Origin of the sequence: Bacillus cereus group sp. Bce019, assembly GCF_051781745.1 — a bacterium.
GTDB classification, from domain to species: domain Bacteria; phylum Bacillota; class Bacilli; order Bacillales; family Bacillaceae_G; genus Bacillus_A; species Bacillus_A cereus.
Genome location: NZ_JBPWJX010000016.1, coordinates 60,329 through 81,436 on the forward strand (window position 1 = coordinate 60,329; position 21,108 = coordinate 81,436).

A 21,108-nucleotide genomic window follows, 5' to 3' on the forward strand; every position below is an offset into this window, starting at 1 on the left:
ATTAGTTACGGATTAAGTAATCAAATGCACCTAAAGCTGCGTTTGCACCTGAACCCATAGAGATGATGATTTGTTTGTACGGATTATTTGTACAGTCACCTGCAGCAAACACTCCTGGTACGTTTGTAGCGCCGTGCTTGTCTGTTACGATTTCACCGCGAACGCGTTCAACTGTTTCGCCTAACCAGTCTGTGTTTGGCACAAGACCGATTTGTACGAATACACCTTGTAACTCAACGTGATGAACTTCTTCAGTTTCACGATCGATGTAAGAAATACCGTTTACTTTATCAGTACCAGTGATTTCTTTCGTTTGAACGTTTTTCAGAACAGTTACGTTTGGTAAGCTGTTAAGACGCTCTTGTAATACAGCATCAGCTTTTAATTCTGGCATGAATTCAAGAACAGTTACGTGCTTAACGATACCTGCTAAGTCGATAGCTGCTTCAATACCAGAGTTACCTCCACCGATAACTGCTACGTCTTTTCCAGTGAATAATGGACCGTCACAGTGTGGGCAATATGCTACACCTTTATTTTTGAACTCAGCTTCACCTGGTACGCCAACATTACGCCAACGAGCACCTGTAGAAACGATTACGCTCTTACTTTTCAGAATAGCGCCGTTTTCAAGTTCCACTTCAATAAGTTCTTTTTTCTCTAAACGTTTCGCACGTTGTAGATTCATTACATCGATGTCGTATTCTTTTACGTGCTCTTCAAGGCTTGCTACTAGCTTAGGACCTTCAGTCTTTTTCACGCTGATGAAGTTCTCAATGCCCATAGTATCCATTACTTGACCACCGAAGCGCTCAGCAACGATACCAGTGCGGATGCCTTTACGTGCTGCGTAAATTGCTGCACTTGCACCAGCAGGGCCGCCACCAACAACAAGAACATCGTATGGATCTTTATCAGAAAGCTCTGATGCATCTGGACCGTTACCCATTTTAGCTAAAATTTCTTCAAGTGTCATACGACCGCTTCCGAAAGATTCGCCGTTTAGGTAAACAGTTGGTACTGCCATAATGTCTTTGCTTTCTACTTCCTCTTTGAATGCAGCGCCATCAATCATAGTATGTGTAATACCAGGGTTAAGAACGCTCATTACGTTAAGAGCTTGTACAACATCAGGACAGTTATGACAACTTAGGCTGATATAAGATTCAAAATGATATTCGCCTTGAATGTTTTTAATTTGAACGATTAATTTTTGTTCAACTTTTGGAGCGCGTCCACTTACTTGTAGTAAAGCTAACACTAATGATGTAAATTCGTGTCCTAATGGAATACCAGCGAATACGACACCAGTGTTTTCACCAGGGCGGTTTACGCTAAAGCTTGGTGTTCTCTCTAATTCAACTTTTTCTACTGTAATCTTAGATGACATAGTAGCTAATTCGTCTACTAGAGCTAACATATCTTTAGATACGTTATCGTCTCCTGCGCTTACTTTAAGTAAAATATCGTTCTCCATTAATTGAAGGTATTGGGATAGTTGTGTTTTTATATCTGCATCTAGTATCATTTTGATCGAACTCCTTAGATTTTGCCTACAAGGTCAAGGCTTGGTTTAAGTGTTGCAGAACCCTCTTGCCATTTAGCTGGGCAAACTTCACCTGGGTTGTTACGTACGTATTGAGCAGCTTTAATTTTGTTAACAAGAATGCTTGCGTCACGGCCGATACCGTCAGCATTGATTTCCATAGATTGGATAACGCCGTCTGGATCGATGATGAATGTACCACGAGCAGCAAGACCTTCTTCTTCCATTAAAACGTTGAAGTTTGTAGTGATTGTGCGAGTTGGGTCACCAATCATGATGTACTCGATTTTGCCGATAGTTTCTGAGCTATCATGCCATGCTTTGTGAGTGAAGTGAGTGTCTGTAGATACAGAGTATACTTCAACGCCTAAGTCTTTTAGAGTTGCGTATTGGTTTTGTAAGTCTTCAAGTTCAGTTGGGCAAACGAATGTGAAGTCAGCTGGGTAGAAACAAACTACACTCCATTTTCCTTTTAAACTTTCGTCAGTAACTTGGATAAATTCTCCATTATGGTAAGCATTAGCTTTAAACGGTTTTACTTCTGTGCCGATTAATAACATGTTAAAATTCCTCCTAAATGTTGGTTTTGAGCATCAAAAAATAGTGTGCTCATAAAATATATTTTTTAATTAACTATAATAATTCTAATTCGATATTAATTATCATATAGAAGTGGTTATTTTGTCAAGAGAATAAACCAACTTTATACCAATTTAATTAATATTTATTCTCAATTAAGACTAACAGGGAATGGAAAGGTAATTTTAAGTCTATAAATTTTAGATGAGTAGTTGAAAGTTTAGTGTGTATGTTAGAGATAGTGTGTAAGTTTAATTTCTTAGGAAGGAGATATTTCTTAGAAGTTGTGGTTTTGAAAAGGAACTGCTTATTTCTATTTTACAAAGAATTTTGTGATAAATAAAATAAAATGAATCGGAAATTTTTTGAACAATTTTTGTCATCTCAAATATATAATTAGGAAGTATATTACGATAATAGTTAGAAACATTGACTCAAAGTGCTAACAAGATATAATAAAACCTAGATATACATTTCAAAAAGAAGATCATATATTTTAGGATGAAAGATTTAATCCCATTATTTTTTACAGCTTTTAGAAAACGCTTACAATTAGTGTGGAGGGGAAACCATGTCTAAGTTCACGAAGTATTTTTTAATGGAAGCTAACGATGTGATTGCATATGTGAAAGAGAAATTATCTAAGTTTGAACATGCAAAGGGGCTAAAGTGTAAAGAAATAGGTGATGGCAATTTAAATTATGTGTTCCGCGTTTGGGATGAAAAAGAGAACATGTCTGTCATCGTAAAGCAAGCTGGGGATACAGCCCGCATTTCAGATGAGTTTAAGTTATCGACGAATCGTATTCGTATAGAATCAGATGTTTTGCAGTTAGAGGATGAGTTAGCACCTGGACTTGTTCCTAAGGTGTATTTATTTGATAGTGTGATGAACTGTTGCGTAATGGAAGATTTATCGGATCACACAATATTACGTACAGCACTTATAAATCATCAAATATTTCCGCGGCTTGCTGACGACTTAACTACTTTTATGGTAAATACACTTTTATTAACATCGGATGTTGTAATGAATCATAAAGAGAAGAAGGAACTTGTGAAGAATTATATAAATCCTGAATTATGTGAGATTACAGAGGACCTCGTATATTCAGAACCATTTACAAATCATAATAAGCGTAATGAGTTATTTCCTTTAAATGAGGGATGGATTAGGGAGCATATTTATAGTGATAAAGAGCTTCGTATGGAAGTAGCGAAACGTAAATTTTCTTTTATGACGAATGCACAGGCGCTTATTCATGGTGATTTACATACTGGTTCTGTTTTTGTAAGAGATGATTCTACAAAGGTTATTGATCCTGAGTTTGCTTTTTATGGACCTATGGGATATGACGTCGGGAATGTAATGGCGAATTTAATGTTTGCTTGGGTGAATGCAGATGCAACGATGCTACCTGGAGCTGAGAAAGATACGTATATGGATTGGTTACAAACTACGATGGTAGAGGTAATTGATTTATTTAAGAAGAAGTTTTTAGATGCTTGGGATATTCATGTGACCGAGATTATGGCGAAGGAAGAAGGCTTTAACGAAGCCTATTTACAATCTGTATTAGAGGATACAGCTGCAGTGACAGGTCTTGAATTAATCCGCCGTATTGTTGGATTAGCGAAAGTAAAAGATATTACTTGTATTGAGAATGAGGAAGCACGTGCTAGAGCGGAGCGAATTTGTCTTAAAGTAGCGAAGAGTTTTATTTTACGAGCGAATCAATATAGAACGGGTACAAGTTTTGTAGAAACGTTAAAAGAACAGTCAATGCACTACGTGGAGTAAGGGGAGAATATGATGGAAGAGCAATTAATACCAATTCAGTGGAAAGATGATGCTTTAGTTTTGTTAGATCAAACGTTATTACCGAATGAAATTGTTTATGAATCTTTTAAAACAGCTGAAAGTGTGTGGGATGCCATTCAAGTAATGAAAGTACGAGGTGCACCAGCGATTGGTGTTTCAGCAGCTTATGGAGTGTATTTAGGGATAAAGGAATTTGCTGAAGGTACGGAAGAAGGATTTATGGATGAAGTAAGAAAGGTATGTACATACTTGGCGACATCAAGACCGACTGCAGTAAATTTATTTTGGGCACTTGAAAGAATGGAGAATGTAGCGACGGCGAATACTGACTTATCAATCTCACAGCTGAAAAATAGATTACTAGAAGAGGCAAAAGAGATTCATAGAGAAGATGAAGAAATTAACCGTCAAATTGGAGAACATGCATTAACATTATTCCATGATGGAATGGGAGTATTAACACATTGTAATGCTGGTGCGTTAGCGACAACTAAGTATGGTACTGCGACAGCTCCAATGTATTTAGCGAAAGAAAAAGGATGGGACTTAAAAATCTATTCTGATGAAACACGCCCTAGATTACAAGGTTCAACGTTAACAGCATTAGAACTGCAGCGAGCAGGCATTGACGTTACTGTTATTACAGATAATATGGCAGCTATGGTCATGTCACAAGGGAAGATTGATGCGGTAATTGTTGGATGTGACCGTGTAGCAGCGAACGGTGATATAGCAAATAAAATTGGAACATTAGGCTTATCTATTTTAGCGAAATACTACAACATTCCGTTTTATGTAGCAGCGCCAACGCCGACAATCGACTTAAAAACACCGACAGGAAAAGAAATTCCCATCGAGGAAAGAGATGCTTCTGAAGTGATTAATCGCTTCGGACAATATTCTGCTCCGAAAGAAAGTAAAGTATATAATCCAGCATTTGATGTTACTCCACATGAAAATGTAACAGCGATTATTACAGAAAAAGGGATTGTAAAGGCACCATTTACGGAGAATTTAAAAAAGCTATTTCAATAAGTAGATAAATATAAAAGTCAGTCATCATAAGCTTCATACTTAGGGGGATGTATATGTTATTACAAAAAGAAAGAGAAGAAATTGTAGCGTATGGAAAGAAAATGATTTCTAGTGGTTTAACAAAGGGAACGGGCGGTAATATTAGTATCTTTAATCGTGAACAAGGTCTTGTTGCGATTAGCCCAAGTGGTTTAGAGTATTATGAAACAAAGCCTGAAGATGTAGTTATATTAAACCTAGATGGTGAAGTAGTAGAAGGAGAGAGAAAACCATCAAGTGAATTAGATATGCACCTTATTTACTATAGGAAGCGTGAAGATATAAATGCGCTTGTGCATACACATTCTCCTTACGCGAAGACGATTGCTTCATTAGGATGGGAGCTTCCGGCTGTGTCATATTTAATTGCTTTTGCAGGCCCGAATGTCCGCTGTGCGCCGTATGAAACATTTGGTACGAAGCAATTAGCGGAGGCTGCTTTTGAAGGCATGATTGATCGCCGTGCTGTTTTACTTGCAAATCACGGTTTAATTGCTGGTGCAAATAATATAAAAATGGCGTTTACTGTTGCAGAAGAGATTGAGTTTTGTGCTCAAATTTATTATCAAACGAAAAGCATTGGGGAACCAAAGCTATTGCCAGAAGATGAGATGGAGAATTTGGCGAAGAAGTTTGAAGGGTATGGGCAGCAGTAGAATGAAACAAAGACACCCTCAAGAAAAGATCTTGAGGGTATTTTTTACGCTTTTTTAAGCAACAAATACATAAAGTAAGGAGCCCCAATTAAAGCAACGACAATACCTGCTGGAATGCCATTAGGATCAACGATATTTCGTCCGATTGTATCAGCTAATAATAATAGCCATCCGCCGATTAAAAGGGCGATAGGCATGAAGATTTGATGTCTTGGACCTACTAAAGATTTCGCGATATGAGGAGCCATTAATCCGATAAAGCTAATTCCTCCTGTTACGGAAACAGCTGCGGCTGCAAGTGCAACGGCTGCAACTAATAAGTACCTGCGTTCTTTTTCAATTTCAATTCCAACGCCAATTGCGACTGGTTCGTTTAATGCTAAAATGTTTAATCGATTTGCTTTATAGAAAACAAACGGAATTAATACGATTAACCATGGGAGCATTGCTAAAACGAAAATCCAGTCATCTCCCCAAATATTTCCGGCAATCCATTTTGAAATAAAGTCCACTTTCATACGATCAGCGGATGAAATAAGGACAATCATCGCTCCAGATAGTGCAAATGCAAAACCGATACCAGTTAATGTTAATCGTATTGGTTGAAGTCCAGTTGATTTACTATATGAAAACACGTAAATTAGAACAGCTGTCAGAAATGCCCCAATAAATCCAACGACAGGTAGTAAGTAAAGAAATGAACCTACGTCTATTGGAAAGTATAAAAAGAAAATAGCAACAGCAACACCAGCCCCAGAGTTAATACCAAGAATACCAGGTTCAGCTAAATCATTTCGGGTAATTCCTTGCAGAATAGCCCCTGATAAAGCGAGAGCCATACCAGCTAATAATGTAATGACAATTCTAGGTAGTCTTAAAGAGTATAAAACAAACTCCTCTTTAAAAGTCCCTTGCCCCATTAATGTTGGGAGTAGTCGATCATAAGATAAAGATGCTGAACCAAGTCCCATTCCAACTACAATGGTTGTGATGATTACTATAAGTAAAGCGAGTATAATGAGACGCTGTTTTCTTAAAATAGATTGCATCATGAGAATGTTTTTCCTCCTTTACGTACAATGAATAGGAAGAATGGTAACCCTACAATCGCGACAATTGCCGCAACTGGTGTTTCGTATGGAGCGTTAATAGTACGTCCGATTGTATCTGCAAGTAGCATAAAGGAAGCTCCAGCAATTGCTGACATCGGTATAACAAATCGGTAATCTGGACCGACAATTGGGCGTACCATGTGAGGTACCATTAAGCCGATAAATGCCATATTTCCAACAAGCGCTACAGATGCACCTGCAAGTAAGATAATAATGATAAATAAAATAGTTTTAATAACAATAATTTTTTGACCTAGTCCAATAGCCACTTCCTCACTGAAACTAAGAACTGTCAATTTTTTTGCTAGTAAGATAGCGATAAAGATACTAATTGAAATGACTGGAATAATAATTTTTAATTGGCTCCAAGTTGTTCCAATTACGCCCCCAGCAGTCCAAAGTGATACATCTTGTGAAATTTTAAAGTAAATGCCGATTCCTTCTGAAATTGCGAGTAGAAATGCTGAAACTGCAGCGCCCGCTAATACAATTCGAAGAGGAGAAAGGCCGCCTTTTTTCACCATACCAATTCCAAATACCATAATTGCGCCAATTGCCGCACCGATAAAGCAAGCTAATGTTAAGTAAAGATAGCTGATGGAAGGGTTGAAAGCAAGTGTCAGTGCAAGCGCAGCATTTGCTCCACCAGATAGCCCTAATAATCCAGGATCCGCAAGTGGATTTCGTGTTAATCCTTGCATAATTGCCCCAGAAACGGCTAATCCAGCTCCTACAAAAATAGCAGCAACTTCACGTGGTAAACGTATTTCTCGAATAATAGATATTTTGTCTCCTTTAGCGGAGGAAGTGAGTGCTAACCATACATCTTTTATCGAAGTATCTGCAGCACCTAATACCATTGCAACCGTAAAAATAAGAAAGAATGCAATTAAGCTTAAAATTAGTTTGTATGTAAAAGCTATAGAACGTGGATTGTCATGATCTTTTGTCATTCGTTTCACATCTTTTCTGTTCATAGAATAAAGGAAGAGGAATTCTTAAATTAAGAATTCCTCATGTTTGTATTATTTACCAAGAAAGCTCTTCTTGAAGAAGTCTAGTTGGAAATCTAATGTAAGTGGATCATTGAAATAGAATTCCATCATGTTTGCTTCATATACGCGATTATTTTTTACTGCTGGGATGTTTTTATATGATTCTGTCTCTTGGAATGAGTTATCAGTATCTTTGTTTTTACTTACGATTAAGTAATCACCAGCAAATTCAGGTAATACCTCAGTAGATAATGCGTAGTAACCTTCTTTTAATGCTTTTTCTTTTACTTTTTCAGGCATTTTTAATTTCATTTCTTGGTACAGGATTTCTGTTCCACGGCCCCAGTTCTCGCCGTATACATAAAGCTGTTTGTTGAAGTTTTCAACAACAGAAACTGTTGCATCTTCACCGATTTTTGCTTTAATTTCTTTACCAGCTTCTTGTGCGCGTTTCTTGAAGTCATCAACCCAAGTTTTTGCTTCTTTTTCTTTGTTTAATAACTTACCAATTTCTAAATGCTGTGTTAAGTAATCAACTTTTCCGTAAGTGTAAGTTACAGTAGGAGCGATTTTCTTTAACTTATCAACATTTTTAACATTTGATAAACCAATGATTAAATCTGGATTTAGTTCAGCGATTTTTTCAACATTTTCATCTGATACTTCAGCAACATCTTTAAGTTTACTATCAAAACGTGGATTTTGTTTAGACCATGAATCTACCCCAACAAGATTTACACCTAATGACATTACGTTACCAGCGAATGATGATAATACAACAACGCGTTTTGGATTTGCAGGAACTTCTATTTTTTTACCATCTTCAGTTTGGTATGTAATTGTTTCTGATTTGCTACCTTTTGCATCATTCTTTTTGTCTGTAGAGCCATTGCTACAAGCACTCATGACAAGAACGAAAAGGACTGTTAGTGAAATAAATAACTTTTTCATCGTCTTTCTCCTTTAACATAGATAATATGTGTATACAATAATTTGTTTAACTGCAATCTTTTTGAAATAGTAGTGGTAATGCAAAATAATTTATTAAAAATCTTGAATATGAGATTTTATAATATAGTAATAACCATATTAATGAAAGAAGATGTAATCTCAAATTTGCTAATTATTAACAAAATGATAATGATTATCACTATTGATTCTTTAAATAATATAATTTTATATAGGTGTATTGTCAATAGTAATTTTGATTGTAAATTTTGCGGAAACAGGTTATATTTTATTGAGAATGATAATCAATGATTAATAGCTGAGGAGTGAGCACGAATGAATCGAGAAGAATTGTTTGATGTAACCGTGATAGGCGGAGGACCTGCAGGGCTTTATTCAGCTTTTTATAGTGGACTCAGAGAAATGAGAACGAAAATAATAGAATTTCAACCACATTTAGGTGGAAAAATACATGTGTATCCGGAAAAAATGATTTGGGATGTAGGAGGACTATTGCCAGTTACAGGTGATAAGTTAATTGAACAACTTGTACAGCAAGGGTTAACATTTAAGCCGGAAGTTGTATTAGATACAAAAGTAGAATCGATTATTCGTAATCAAGATGGTACTTTTACATTAAAAACAAGTACTGGCGAAGAACACTTTTCAAAAACAGTTATCGTCGCAACAGGAAGTGGTATATTGAAACCGCAAAAGTTATCTATTGAAGGTGCTGAGCGATTTGAAGTATCGAATTTAAATTATACAGTTAAATCTTTAAAGCGTTTCAAAGGTAAAACAGTTATTATTTCCGGTGGAGGCAATTCTGCTGTTGATTGGGCAAATGAATTAGAACCAATTGCGAAAAAAGTGTATGTAACCTATAGAAAAGAAGAATTATCTGGTCATGAAGCACAAGTAAAACAACTTATGAACAGCTCAGCGGAGTGTTTCTTTAATACATCGATTACAAAATTAATTGCTGGTGATAACCATGAAGCGATCGAATATGTAGAATTAACAAATCATGAAACAGGTGAGGTTTCTCATTTACCTATTGATGAAGTTATTATTAATCATGGATATGAACGCGACATTACATTATTAGAAAATAGTGAGTTAGACGTTGCAATTATAGATAATTATTATATTGCAGGTAATGCAAATAGTGAGTCTTCAGTAGATGGATTATATGCTGCTGGAGATATTTTAAAGCACGAAGGGAAACTACACTTAATTGCAGGTGCATTCCAAGATGCTGGAAATGCTGTGAATAAAGCAAAACAATTTATCCAACCAGATGCAAGTGAGTATGGAATGGTTTCTTCTCATAATGAAGTATTTAAGAAGAGAAATCGCGAACTGATTAAGCAGATGATGAAATAATAAGGAACAAGTATACCCCCACGTATTTCTCTATTCAAGTGAATGAGAGATGTACGTGGGGGTTTTCCTGTTTACTATATTTTCTATCATTATAATGACACCGGTTTCATCAGTTCATATGATATGAACATTTTATTGGTAAAGCATCCTAGAAAACAATTTAGCTATGTTTTGCTTACACAGAACATGGCTAAATTACGCTGTCCCTTTAGCGCGTTCATTAGGAAATGGCATATTTAGTATAGAAGCAATATACTGTTTTCCGTGTTTTCGAGCCAATGATTCTAATATTTGACGGACGCGTTTTGTAAGATGACCTTGTTTTTGGATGGCTTCACAATATGCGTCATAGAAGGCATATTTAGCCCAAAGGAAATCATCTTGTTGGAATAAGAAATGATTTTTGTACCATTCACCAATTGTATGATAACAATTGTTTTCATGTATTGCTGTGCTTTGAGAAAGAAAACGATCAGATAAAGATACATTCAAATGAGAAATTGTGTTTTCTGTTTCAACTTGTAGTGTTTTTTCTAACATTGTAATGATGTGACGAGTAGCCATATGTTAACTCTCCTTTGTGTAAATGGGTAATACCATTCTATATTTAAAAAATTCTTACTATATAATACTATACAATATATGGAATGCATCTACCTGCTTTTTGAACTGCATTTACAAAATCTTTTTTATTTGTTTACAAAAATAAAGTAAAGTAAGATACAGTATAGATGAAAAAATAATAAAGGAATGAATGCATTGTATATAACAATAGAAGAGACTGCGGAGTATTTGAATTTACCAAAATCGTATATTGAAGAGTTAATTCAGCAAAAGAAAATTCGTGCGCTATTCGATGGAGAGCAATATTTAGTAAATAAAGAACAATTCAATACGCATTTAGAACAAATGGAGAAATATAAGCAATTAGTGGAAGAAATATTGAACGAACCAATTCCAGAAGATATGGATGTTAAAGACGAAGATTAAACTATGGGAAATCCCTTATGAAGATATGCAGAAATGTATCTTCATAAGGGATTTTTTGTTTGAAGATATCAAAAACATAAGGAGTTCTTAGCCTTTCTTCAAATTTTGATAGGTAGTAGTCTACCATGTTAAAAGCATATTTTTTTCTAGCTAGGACAAACATAGAGAACGTAACCTGTACAGATACATATACTATCAGTGCAAAAGCTTATAAATTAATGGAAGGGGTTTTCTCGTGAGTTTATTTCATTGTGATTTTTTGAAAGACTTAATTGGATCTTTTGTGAGAGTAAACAGGGGTGGTCCAGAATCTCAAAAAGGAACAATAATATCAGTATGTCAGGACTACTTCGTATTGAAGAATGAAAAAGGTGAGCTTTATTACTATCAACTTAAACATCTAAAAAGTATTACAAAAAATGCGAAAGAATGTGGATCAAGTGATTGTGAGTGGGAAGATTGCGCCTGTGCAGAAGATTTTGAAGCACTACTTGAAAGTTTCAAATATTGCTGGGTGAAAATTAATCGCGGCGGTCCAGAGAAAGTGGAAGGCATTTTGCAAGATGTTTCTTGTGACTTCGTAACATTAATCGTAAAAGAAGAAATTATATTAATTGCAATAAAGCATATTAAAAGTGTTAACTATAATGCTTTAGCATGCGAAGAGAGCGATGAGAGCGACGATAGTAAGGAAAGTAGCGATAATTCAGGTCGTGCTCGTGCACAAAGACAATCAAGTAGAGGAAGATAATTAGAAAGGGGGATACGAAATTGGAGAATGTATTATGCTGTGACCAAATTAAATGTTTAGTTGGTGAGACTGTAAAAGTAAACCTTCGTGGACCAGAAAGTCGAGTTGGTGAGCTCGTATCGTTAGGAAAAGACTATCTTACATTACAACTACCTCATGGTGAATTAGTATATTATCAGTTGAAACATGTGAAGAGTCTAGTGAAGAAAGTGAAAGAAAGTAAATGTGGCGATTGCTATAGTTCATGTTTCTGCTCTGATGAGGATACTTTTCTAGATATATTAAAAGACTTGAAGTATAAGTGGGTAAAAATTAATCGTGGCGGTCCAGAGTGTGTGGAAGGATTATTAAGTGAAGTGCATGAAGAATGTATTACACTAGTAAACGGCGACGAAGTCATTTATATCATTAATTATCATATTAAGAGTGTGAGTCAAGTAGTGAAATGTAAAAAGAATGAAGATGAATAATGTTTAATAAATAAGAGGGGCATTATGAGGGAAAGAGAAGAAAAATTTCTTATTTCGATAGTATGAAAAGGAATTACTTACTATTAAAACAGAACTTTGCCCTGATTATTTTTTTAGAAGTGGAAGACAGGTAAGAAGAAATTCATAGGAAGGAGGATATAGATGAATGAGTTAAACAAAAGTATTGGAGAAAATATATATGTTAAATTAATCGGTGAAAAAAGATTTAAAGGTGTATTAATAGATGTAGGAAATGATATCGTTGTTCTTTACAATGGACAAGACTATGTATATATATCTTTATATCATGTACAATACTATAAGTTTTTAAGACCATATGACGAAGAAATATTAAAACCAGATGTTGATTCTGTAATTAAGAGGGAATCCCCTTCAATTTCTTTGAGAAAAGTATTAAGTACTTCTAAAGGAATTTTTACAGAAGTTTATGTAGCAGGAAGTGCTCCAATACATGGTTATGTTACAAGTGTGATGAATGATTATATTGTTTTTTATAGTCCGGTTTATAAAACGGTATATATATCTTTAAAACATTTAAAATGGTTAATTCCGTATAAAGAAAACCAAGTGCCGTATGCCCTCAATAAAAATGAACTCCCCGTAAATCCGTTAAATATTACGTTAGCTCGAACGTTTGAAGAACAACTTATTAAAATGGCTGGGAAAATCATGGTGTTCGATTTAGGTGAGGAATCTAATAAGATTGGAAAGATGGCGAAAATTGATGAAGGGCATATTGAAATATTAAAAGCACGTGATGCGAAAATGTATGTAAATATTCAACATGTAAAATCTGTCCATTGTCCGTAAGCTAGTTGAAAAAGGGCTGGCTTTTTCTTTTATATGCAGAAGAAAAGGTCGAGCCTATTTGTTTAGCTCGATTTGAATATGAGGGGAAAAATGAATTGAACATAAATATATTATGGTATGATTTTTTTTGAAAAATTTTGCACAAATTTATAAAGAAATGTGTACGAGCTATCTTTTTATGTATTCAATTTATTTTTTGAGGAGGAGCTGCTCAACTAATTTATTAAAGGGGTTTTGTTGGTGGAGCAGTTTCTAAATCCGTTATCGATTACATTACTTGGTAGTGCTGGTGGAGCAGCAAAAGCAGTTTTAGCAATTTTAAATCAAGCGATAGCAAATGAAAAAGATCCAATTTATGAAGTATTAAAGAATGCTAAATTTCATTTGGTGGATATAAAACAAAAAGATAGGAATTATTACGATGAGTTGTTTTCGAATTTGAAAGATCAATTATATTTATATGAAATAAACCTTCAAAATGTAGTGGAATTTAAAAAACATTTAAAAGAAAAAAGAACGAGTGTTGTGATTGATGTTTCAGGGGCAGATACAATTAGAGTATTAAGCTGCTGTAATGAACTAGGAATTTGTTATATTAATTCAGCCTTGGAAAATGAGGCAGTAGATCAGGACGATAGCTTAATCGGTTTTCAGCTTACGGAAAGATATACAAGGTTTGAGAAGGAGAAAGAGAAATTTACAAATACAAAAGCGATTATAGGTTCAGGTATGAATCCAGGTGTTGTTCAATGGATGGTTGTTGAGCTTATGAAGGAACGACCAAATGAAAGGCCAAGAGCATGTTATATTGTAGAACATGACACATCATTTTTGAATGATACAGCACTTATAAAGCCACATACACTTTATGCTTCATGGGCAGTAGAGCGATTTTTAGATGAAGCGATCTGGAGTTATCCGATGTATATGAGTCATCATCGTCCTCTTTACTTTTATGAAGATGTATATTCTTCAGAGTATAAAGTGAAGTTAGGAGAAAAAGAATTCTATGGTTGTTTAATGCCACATGAGGAAGTATTAATTTTAGGGAAAAACTTCAATATGGAAGTTGGTTTTCTTTATCGAATTAATGAGTATACAACAAATATAATTAGACAGAACTTAGATCAAGTAGAAGATTTATGGAACTGGAATCGTAAAGTGTTTAATCCAGCGGAAGAAGAGGTTGCTGGAGAGGACTTGGTCGGTGTGTTACTCGTTTATGAAAATAGTGAGACATATATGTATAATGTGATGAATAGTAGCCAAGTTTTTCGTAAATATAAAACGAATGCAACGTATTTTCAGGTAGGGTGCGGGATTTATGCGGGCTTGTCCAGTTTACTTTTAGATCAATTTGAACAAGGTGCTTATTACGTCGAGGAGTTGTTATTAAATACAGAAAGTAAGTACGGTGAGTATTTAAATTTATATATGAAGGATTTTGTAATGGGGCATAATAATTTTACGGATGGATTGTTACATGACAGGGTAAGATGGATGTAAGTTGTTACCAAAAGGAAGGAGAGATCTCCTTCCTTTCAGTATTATAAGGTTAAATATTGCCCTGAAAGCAATTTCATACTTATACTTTAAGGAGATAACAATGAAAGTTTTTTGTATCGATCAAGGGGAGTTTTTATATGAATAAATACAAGAGCTTGATTTATGAAGAAAGAAGAGCCTTAAAGGTATTTATATTATTATTTTATATTATATTCTTTTTATATGACGCTATATATTATTTTGTATATCCTGCTATGAATATTAGTGGAACAGCGGTAGGTTGGCCAGAAGGTGGTCTTGGGGTAGGTGTGCCTATATTTGTAATAGCATTATTTCCTATTTCTATATATCTTCAAAAAAGAGGGTATGTATATTCTGTAAAATATTTATTTTTATTTGGGTACATGTTTATCAATCTTGTGAATAATTTAATGATTTATTTGCGAACGGATAGACCTTTTGAACATGGCAGTATGGTAGAAATGTTATTAATTTTATTTGCCCCAGTTTTCGTGAATAAAAAATACTTTTATTTAGTGTCCTTTAGTGTAATTGGAAAGTACGTATTTTTCACATTGCTATTACAAGATTTAAAAGTGGTAATTCCACTTGTTTTATGTATATTCTATTTCATTATTTCACATTCTTTATTAAAACGATTTCAATCTTATGTAAGAACAGTGGTTGAAATGATGAACAATATGAAAGAGACGGAAAATTTAGCTGTGATTGGGACTATGTCTACAACAATTGCCCATGAAATTCGAAATCCGCTAACAGCGTTAAAAGGGTTTACGCAAATGCAAAAAGAAAGAAATCCAACTGATACGATGAGCTACGACATTATGCTACAAGAAATTGAAAGAGTCAATGGATTTGTTAGTGAATTGATGTTGTTAGGAAAACCAAAGCCAACAAATTATGAAAGGTGTAATATACGAGACATCCTTCTATATGTTGTGCATCTAATGGAAAGTTATGCAACGCAATATAGAGTTAAATGTCATTTACAAGTAGATGGGAATTTACCGGCTATAAACGGTGATGATAAGCAATTAAAACAAGTGTTATTAAATATCATTAAAAATGGAATAGAATCAATGCCAGAGGGTGGAGAAATTCATATCCGTGCATATCAAAAAACGCAAGGACATTTGTGTATTTCTGTTGAAGACCAAGGATTTGGTATAGAGAATGAGAAGTTAGAAAAAATCGGCAAGGCGTTTTACACAACAAAGGAGACTGGTACAGGACTTGGATTAATGATTACATATAAAATTATTAAGGAACATCAAGGGAGTATCACGATCCAAAGTAGTGTAGGAGTAGGAACGAAAGTAGAAATTTTTTTGCCGACCTTTTAATGTATTGGGAGAAAAGATTTTTCAGAAAAGTGTTCTTGTTGTGTAAATATAAACATTTTATAAAATGTTTCAAGAAGGGTTTTTTTTATAAAATACTTCGTTTATAATGGAGGAAAATATCGACATGAGATTGATTGCTCATGTAGCGGTTCAGTAGTGTTATGAAAAGATAAGAAGGGGTGCACACGCATCCTTTTTTCTATGCAGATATTATGAAAGAGGTGGTATGATGGAATTAACATTAAATTCGACTGTATGTTTACACACGATTCAATTTCGAAAAGAGCAAAAGAATTATATTGTAAAAGATACAATTACAGGAGAAAAATATGAAATGCCGCCACTTTGGATTGATGCATTGGCAATGATGCGTGACGGTTTTTTATTGGGGGAAATTGAGGAGAAATTAAAAGAAGAGTATCCATCCGAAGAAGTGAATATGTTAGCATTCACGAGGCAACTGTTAGAACTAGAACTTGTTGAAATGGTAGATGGAGAAGAGATAGCTTGCACAAAGAAGAAAGAGATAGATTGTTTAGCTTGGGTGCGTCCTCGTGTGGAACAATTCTTTCTTAATTTAAATAGAAAATATAGAAGCAAAGACCAGTAGTGGCCTTTGCTTTTTTTATAGGCTGTGTTTAAAAAATCACAGCAAATGCTCTTGCGAAAGCACCGTCACTATTTTTAATTTTTAAAGGTGCTGCTGAGAAAAAGAAACGTTTTGCTTCGATAGCATCTAGATTTGTTAAGTTTTCAATTAAGTAAATATCATTCCCTAGTAATATGTGATGAATCGGTGATGTTTCTGTTGTGACTTCATCAGGAGAAATGAAATCTAAACCGATAGATTTTACTTTTAATCGCACTAGTTCTTTAGCTAATTCTTCAGAAAGATAAAATGCTTCCTTCTCATAAGCTTCTGTATTCCATTTTGTGGATAGATTAGAATGAAAAATAACAATATCACCTTCTTTTATGTCAGTATTATGCAATACTGTCTTAGGTAATTTTCGCTCTTGAATATGTGTTACATCTATAAGAACAGCTTCACCTACAAATTGATCCAGCGGTAATTGATCGATGGTCGTTGCGCCTGAAATAAAATGCGCAGGAGCATCACAATGCGTGCCAACATGAACGACAGAATGAAAATCTGTAACTTGATATCCTGATTCTTCAACACTTGTAACAGCTTCTAGTTGTATTTTAGGTGTTCCAGGAAATTGAGACATATTATTTTCAAATGTTTGTGATAAATCAATTACTTTCATTTTACATACCTCCAATATATGTTTTTCAAATAATAAAAAGCTCATCCTTCAGTATCAAGAAAGATGAGCTTTACATGCTAGTTGAGTTTTATCTTCCAAAATGCATTGCATTTTGCAGGAATTAGCACCTATTCAGTTTGTATAAACTGAGGTTGCTGGGCTTCAAAGGGCCGGTCCCTCTGCCTCTCTTGATAAAGAAGTATTCAGTTTTTAAAATCGGAATTTTCCGATAGTTAAATTGTAATTCATTTCCTTTTTGCGTGCAATACAAAATAGGTATTCACCCAAATAAAGCTGCTCGCATATTGTAGCTTATGTAAATAGAATGCTGCGAAGGAGTGAGTGCAGTGACAGGAAATGTATTAAATTATTATGCTGGTGGTAATACAGCTAGGGGATTTCACAATTTATACGAAGAGAATTTAAAAGGATTAGACAGATTATTTATCTTAAAGGGTGGCCCAGGAACGGGAAAATCTTCTTTAATAAAGGCAATAGGTCGTGAATGGATTGAAAAAGGATATGATATTGAATTTTTACATTGTTCTTCTGATAATAAATCGGTTGATGGTGTAATTATCCCAAAATTAAAAGTAGGAATTGTTGATGGGACATCGCCGCATGTTATTGAGCCAAAAATGCCAGGAGTTGTTGAAGAGTATATAAATTTAGGAATTGCTTGGGACTCAGATAAACTAAGAAAGCAGAAGTTAGAAATTGAAAGATTTGTTTCAGAAGCAAGCAAAGCTTTTCAGTCTGCTTACGCACGTTTTAAAGAGGCATTGGTTATACATGATGAGTGGGAGAAGATATATATTGATAATATAGATTTTAATAAAGCAAATGAACTAACCAATCAGCTAATCCAGAAATTATTTGCAGATAAAAGCGGGAGACAATCGCTTATAAAACATCGTTTTTTAGGAGCTGCTACACCGAAAGGAGCAGTTGATTTTGTTCCTAATTTAACAGAAGGGTTACCACATCGTTATTTTATAAAAGGGCGCCCAGGTTCTGGAAAATCAACGATGCTCAAAAAGTTAGCTAAGGCAGCTGAAGAAAAAGGGTTTGAAGTTGAAGTATATCATTGCGGATTTGACCCGAATAGTCTTGATATGGTTATCGTAAGAGAATTAGGTTTTGCAATTTTTGATAGCACCGCACCACATGAATATTTTCCAAGTCGCGAGGGTGATGAAATTATTGATATGTATGCCCTTATTGTTACGCCAGGGACGGATGAGAAATATGCGAAGGAAATTCGTGATGTTTCCATTCAATATAAAGCAAAAATGAATGAGGCGATGTCTTTCTTAGCGAAAGCAAAATCGATTCGTGATAAATTAGAACGAATTTATATTGCTGCTATGGATTTTTCAATAGTAGATGCATATAAAGAGGAGATTCAAAAAGAGTTTGAACGAATTGCTGCTACTGTAATTGAAAAGCAACAATAGACGTTTCATTAGGCTGTCAGTAATTTCTGACAGTTTTTTTAGTATGTAGTAAAATTAATAGTGTATTGTCGAATTTCCAAGGAAATAATCAAAAAATGGAGATGTTATGAAATGAGAGAGAAAATCGAGTTGGAGTTAGAAAGAATTGAAAAAGAGAATGATGTAAAAATTTTATTTGCGGTGGAATCAGGGAGTCGTGCTTGGGGGTTTCCATCGAAAGATAGCGATTATGATGTTAGGTTCGTTTATATACATCCGGTAGAATGGTATTTATCAATTCATGACAAACGAGATGTAATTGAATATCCAATTAGTGATGATTTAGATATAAGTGGTTGGGATATTAAAAAGGCGTTGCAACTATTCGCGAAGTCGAATCCTGCTTTACTTGAGTGGATTCGATCACCAATTTTTTATTCGAAAAACTCTAATTTTCCAGAACTACTTCAACAGATGAGTGAGAAGAATTTTGATCCAAAAGCAACGATATATCATTATTTACATATGGCTTCGAAAAATTATCGTGAATTTTTGCAAGGTGAGAATGTAAAGCTGAAAAAGTACTTTTATGTATTACGTCCCATTTTAGCTTGTAAGTGGCTAGAAGAGAAAACGACTTTACCTCCTGTAGAATTTGATCGATTAATTACAGAATTATCATTAGAACGTAGCGTATTAGATGAAATTGAAAAGTTGTTAATAAAGAAAAAAGCAGGTACTGAATTAGATGTTGGATTGAAAATTAAGGTGCTAAATCAATTTTTAGAAGAACAAATTCATTACTATCAGCAATATGTAAAAGGAATTGAAAAGGGATCAGGAATCGATATTGAGAGTTTAAATACATTGTTTCGAGATATGTTGTTTGAAGCATATGAAAAAGAGCACAAGTAAGTTTGTGCTCTTTTTATTTTGTAGGAATGAAGAAAACAGATATAGCTGCGATAAGACCTGCAAAGGAGAATAAGTAAAAATTCCATGCTAAGTCATATTGCATTGTCATAATAATACCGACGAGAATTGGGCCAGCAATTGCACCAACTCGGCCAAGCCCCAGTCCCCAGCCTAAGGAGGTAGCTCGGATATGTGATGGGAAGTATTGTGTTACATATGCATTTAATATTTGAGTAATACCGACTGATCCAATACCAGCAAGGCCAATTAAAAGATAAATGATTGTAACAGATGGTTTGATTGTTAATAGTCCGATACATATGGCTGCCATAAGATAAGAGATGCTAATAACAATTTTTGCTCCTATACGATCAGCAATTGCTCCAGCGAATAGTGCGCCGATAGCTGCGGTAATATTTAGCATAAGTAGAAATGACAGACTAGACCCAAGAGGATATCCTGCCTGGCGCATCATCTGTGGTAACCAAGTATTTAAACCGTATATTAAAAACATTCCCATTATATAAGTGATCCAAAAAAGTAGCGTTGCTTTTATGTATTCTTTTGAGAATAAAGTAAAAAATCCATTTTTCTTTCGTATAGTAGATGGGTCTTGATGAGTTTTATCTTTTACATGAAATTCAATTTGAAAACGATTAAGAATTTGGTTCACTTCTTCTTGGCGATTACGTGATAATAAAAATTGAATGGACTCGGGTAAATAGCGAATAATGAAAGGAATGAGGAGTAGTGGAATCATTCCGATACCAAACATAATTCTCCATCCGAAATCTTCTAACATAAGCATGGACAAAATAGCACCTAACACGATACCTAAAGGATAGCCAGTAAACATAAGAGCATAAATAAAAGATTGCCTTTTTTTTGGTGAATATTCAACAGTAAGTGCTGAAGCTGTTGGGATAACACCGCCTAATCCGATTCCTCCTATAAATCGAGATAATCCAAATAACTCAGGAGAAGGAGCGATAGCCGCTAAACCCATTGTGATAGAAAAAAGTGCTAAACAGCATATAAGCGTCCATTTACGCCCAATTAGATCTGTAATCGTTCCAACTAGAATAGCCCCAATAAACATCCCAAATAAAGCATAGCTTGCAATTGTACCAGCATGCGCTGGTGATAGCGCCCAGCTTTTGTCTTCTAGGAGCTTTGGTAGAACGGCACCGTAAATACCTAAATCATATCCATCAGCTAAAATGGCTAGCCAACAAATAAAAACAACAAGTTTTGTAATAGAGCTTGGAAAGATAGTTTCTGTAGATTCTAGATGAGGTGGAGCTGAAGGTTGCATAATATTCACCCCTTTTAATTTGTAGATGAATATATTATTTTATTTAATGTTAATATTTTCCTCCTTGTGTCGAATTTTATCTGAAAAGGGTTTATAACAAATAAAGAAGTCCAACAGTAATTTTGTTGAACTTCTTTATTT

Annotated in this window: 21 protein-coding genes and 1 riboswitch; of the genes, 13 read left to right on the forward strand and 8 right to left on the reverse strand. The window is 34.7% G+C overall.

Going from position 1 to position 21,108, the window contains the following annotated elements; genetic code table 11:
* Position 1: 1 nt before the first annotated feature.
* Both ahpF and ahpC read right to left on the reverse strand, forming a co-directional pair.
* On the reverse strand, positions 2–1,528 hold the full coding sequence (gene ahpF, locus ACS2QP_RS19815) for an alkyl hydroperoxide reductase subunit F (RefSeq protein WP_438882761.1): 1,527 nt from the start codon (positions 1,526–1,528) through the stop codon (positions 2–4).
* Between the two features lie 14 nt (positions 1,529–1,542).
* The gene (gene ahpC, locus ACS2QP_RS19820) at positions 1,543–2,106 is read right to left on the reverse strand and encodes an alkyl hydroperoxide reductase subunit C (RefSeq protein ID WP_000924420.1); all 564 of its coding nucleotides are present in this window, start codon (positions 2,104–2,106) and stop codon (positions 1,543–1,545) included.
* Positions 2,107–2,696: 590 nt separating this feature from the next.
* Between ahpC and mtnK the strand changes: the two genes are divergently transcribed.
* The 3 genes from mtnK to ACS2QP_RS19835 are packed head-to-tail and all read left to right on the forward strand — an operon-like array spanning position 2,697 to position 5,677.
* On the forward strand, positions 2,697–3,926 hold the full coding sequence (gene mtnK / locus ACS2QP_RS19825) for an S-methyl-5-thioribose kinase (RefSeq protein WP_078421465.1): 1,230 nt from the start codon (positions 2,697–2,699) through the stop codon (positions 3,924–3,926).
* A 9-nt stretch (positions 3,927–3,935) separates the two neighbouring features.
* The gene (gene mtnA, locus ACS2QP_RS19830; protein ID WP_332284980.1) at positions 3,936–4,982 is read left to right on the forward strand and encodes an S-methyl-5-thioribose-1-phosphate isomerase; all 1,047 of its coding nucleotides are present in this window, start codon (positions 3,936–3,938) and stop codon (positions 4,980–4,982) included.
* 53 nt (positions 4,983–5,035) lie between these two features.
* Positions 5,036–5,677, forward strand: a complete 642-nt coding sequence (locus ACS2QP_RS19835; RefSeq protein WP_000926557.1) for an L-fuculose-phosphate aldolase — start codon at positions 5,036–5,038, stop codon at positions 5,675–5,677.
* Between the two features lie 44 nt (positions 5,678–5,721).
* Here ACS2QP_RS19835 and ACS2QP_RS19840 read toward each other — a convergent pair whose 3' ends face one another.
* Genes ACS2QP_RS19840 through ACS2QP_RS19850 form a run of 3 tightly spaced genes read right to left on the reverse strand, consistent with a single transcriptional unit; the run spans position 5,722 to position 8,735 of the window.
* Complete coding sequence (locus ACS2QP_RS19840) at positions 5,722–6,729, reverse strand: FecCD family ABC transporter permease (RefSeq protein WP_000983752.1); 1,008 nt, start codon at positions 6,727–6,729, stop codon at positions 5,722–5,724.
* Positions 6,726–7,766, reverse strand: coding sequence for a FecCD family ABC transporter permease (locus tag ACS2QP_RS19845; protein WP_061456717.1), 1,041 nt, complete (start codon positions 7,764–7,766; stop codon positions 6,726–6,728). The genes ACS2QP_RS19840 and ACS2QP_RS19845 overlap by 4 nt, the downstream gene beginning before the upstream one ends.
* Positions 7,767–7,814: 48 nt before the next feature.
* Entirely contained in the window at positions 7,815–8,735 is a 921-nt protein-coding gene (locus ACS2QP_RS19850; RefSeq protein ID WP_000732585.1) for an iron-hydroxamate ABC transporter substrate-binding protein, read from the reverse strand.
* Positions 8,736–9,068: 333 nt separating this feature from the next.
* Between ACS2QP_RS19850 and ACS2QP_RS19855 the strand changes: the two genes are divergently transcribed.
* Positions 9,069–10,118, forward strand: a complete 1,050-nt coding sequence (locus ACS2QP_RS19855; protein WP_001078299.1) for an NAD(P)/FAD-dependent oxidoreductase — start codon at positions 9,069–9,071, stop codon at positions 10,116–10,118.
* 195 nt (positions 10,119–10,313) lie between these two features.
* On the opposite strand, the gene ACS2QP_RS19860 is transcribed toward ACS2QP_RS19855, so the two are convergent.
* Complete coding sequence (locus tag ACS2QP_RS19860) at positions 10,314–10,682, reverse strand: hypothetical protein (RefSeq protein ID WP_016121517.1); 369 nt, start codon at positions 10,680–10,682, stop codon at positions 10,314–10,316.
* Between the two features lie 186 nt (positions 10,683–10,868).
* On the opposite strand from ACS2QP_RS19860, the gene ACS2QP_RS19865 reads away from it, so the two are divergent.
* The 7 genes from ACS2QP_RS19865 (at position 10,869) to ACS2QP_RS19895 (ending at position 16,640) form a co-directional block, all read left to right on the forward strand.
* Positions 10,869–11,108 (forward strand): helix-turn-helix domain-containing protein, encoded by a 240-nt coding sequence (locus ACS2QP_RS19865; RefSeq protein WP_002025240.1) that lies wholly within the window; start codon positions 10,869–10,871, stop codon positions 11,106–11,108.
* 235 nt (positions 11,109–11,343) lie between these two features.
* Positions 11,344–11,859 (forward strand): hypothetical protein, encoded by a 516-nt coding sequence (locus tag ACS2QP_RS19870; protein ID WP_017673756.1) that lies wholly within the window; start codon positions 11,344–11,346, stop codon positions 11,857–11,859.
* Between the two features lie 20 nt (positions 11,860–11,879).
* The gene (locus ACS2QP_RS19875) at positions 11,880–12,329 is read left to right on the forward strand and encodes a hypothetical protein (RefSeq protein WP_017673757.1); all 450 of its coding nucleotides are present in this window, start codon (positions 11,880–11,882) and stop codon (positions 12,327–12,329) included.
* A 162-nt stretch (positions 12,330–12,491) separates the two neighbouring features.
* Positions 12,492–13,160 carry a hypothetical protein gene (locus tag ACS2QP_RS19880; RefSeq protein ID WP_001004274.1) on the forward strand — a complete coding sequence of 223 codons (669 nt, stop codon included), beginning with the start codon at positions 12,492–12,494 and terminating at the stop codon, positions 13,158–13,160.
* A gap of 240 nt (positions 13,161–13,400) precedes the next feature.
* Positions 13,401–14,666, forward strand: a complete 1,266-nt coding sequence (locus ACS2QP_RS19885) for an S-adenosylmethionine decarboxylase related protein (protein WP_332284978.1) — start codon at positions 13,401–13,403, stop codon at positions 14,664–14,666.
* 137 nt (positions 14,667–14,803) lie between these two features.
* Entirely contained in the window at positions 14,804–16,030 is a 1,227-nt protein-coding gene (locus ACS2QP_RS19890) for an ATP-binding protein (RefSeq protein ID WP_001046096.1), read from the forward strand.
* A 229-nt stretch (positions 16,031–16,259) separates the two neighbouring features.
* Entirely contained in the window at positions 16,260–16,640 is a 381-nt protein-coding gene (locus ACS2QP_RS19895; RefSeq protein ID WP_000424116.1) for a hypothetical protein, read from the forward strand.
* A 28-nt stretch (positions 16,641–16,668) separates the two neighbouring features.
* Here the strand turns inward: ACS2QP_RS19895 and ACS2QP_RS19900 are convergent, their stop codons facing one another.
* On the reverse strand, positions 16,669–17,301 hold the full coding sequence (locus ACS2QP_RS19900; protein WP_006926178.1) for a cyclase family protein: 633 nt from the start codon (positions 17,299–17,301) through the stop codon (positions 16,669–16,671).
* Positions 17,302–17,386: 85 nt separating this feature from the next.
* Positions 17,387–17,499, reverse strand: a riboswitch (SAM riboswitch).
* Positions 17,500–17,648: 149 nt separating this feature from the next.
* On the opposite strand from ACS2QP_RS19900, the gene ACS2QP_RS19905 reads away from it, so the two are divergent.
* Both ACS2QP_RS19905 and ACS2QP_RS19910 read left to right on the forward strand, forming a co-directional pair.
* Positions 17,649–18,758 carry a PRK06851 family protein gene (locus ACS2QP_RS19905; protein WP_332284976.1) on the forward strand — a complete coding sequence of 370 codons (1,110 nt, stop codon included), beginning with the start codon at positions 17,649–17,651 and terminating at the stop codon, positions 18,756–18,758.
* Between the two features lie 111 nt (positions 18,759–18,869).
* Positions 18,870–19,652, forward strand: coding sequence for a nucleotidyltransferase domain-containing protein (locus tag ACS2QP_RS19910; RefSeq protein ID WP_001208237.1), 783 nt, complete (start codon positions 18,870–18,872; stop codon positions 19,650–19,652).
* Positions 19,653–19,665: 13 nt separating this feature from the next.
* Here the strand turns inward: ACS2QP_RS19910 and ACS2QP_RS19915 are convergent, their stop codons facing one another.
* Positions 19,666–20,967, reverse strand: a complete 1,302-nt coding sequence (locus ACS2QP_RS19915) for an MFS transporter (RefSeq protein ID WP_001183082.1) — start codon at positions 20,965–20,967, stop codon at positions 19,666–19,668.
* Between the last annotated feature and the right edge of the window lie 141 nt (positions 20,968–21,108).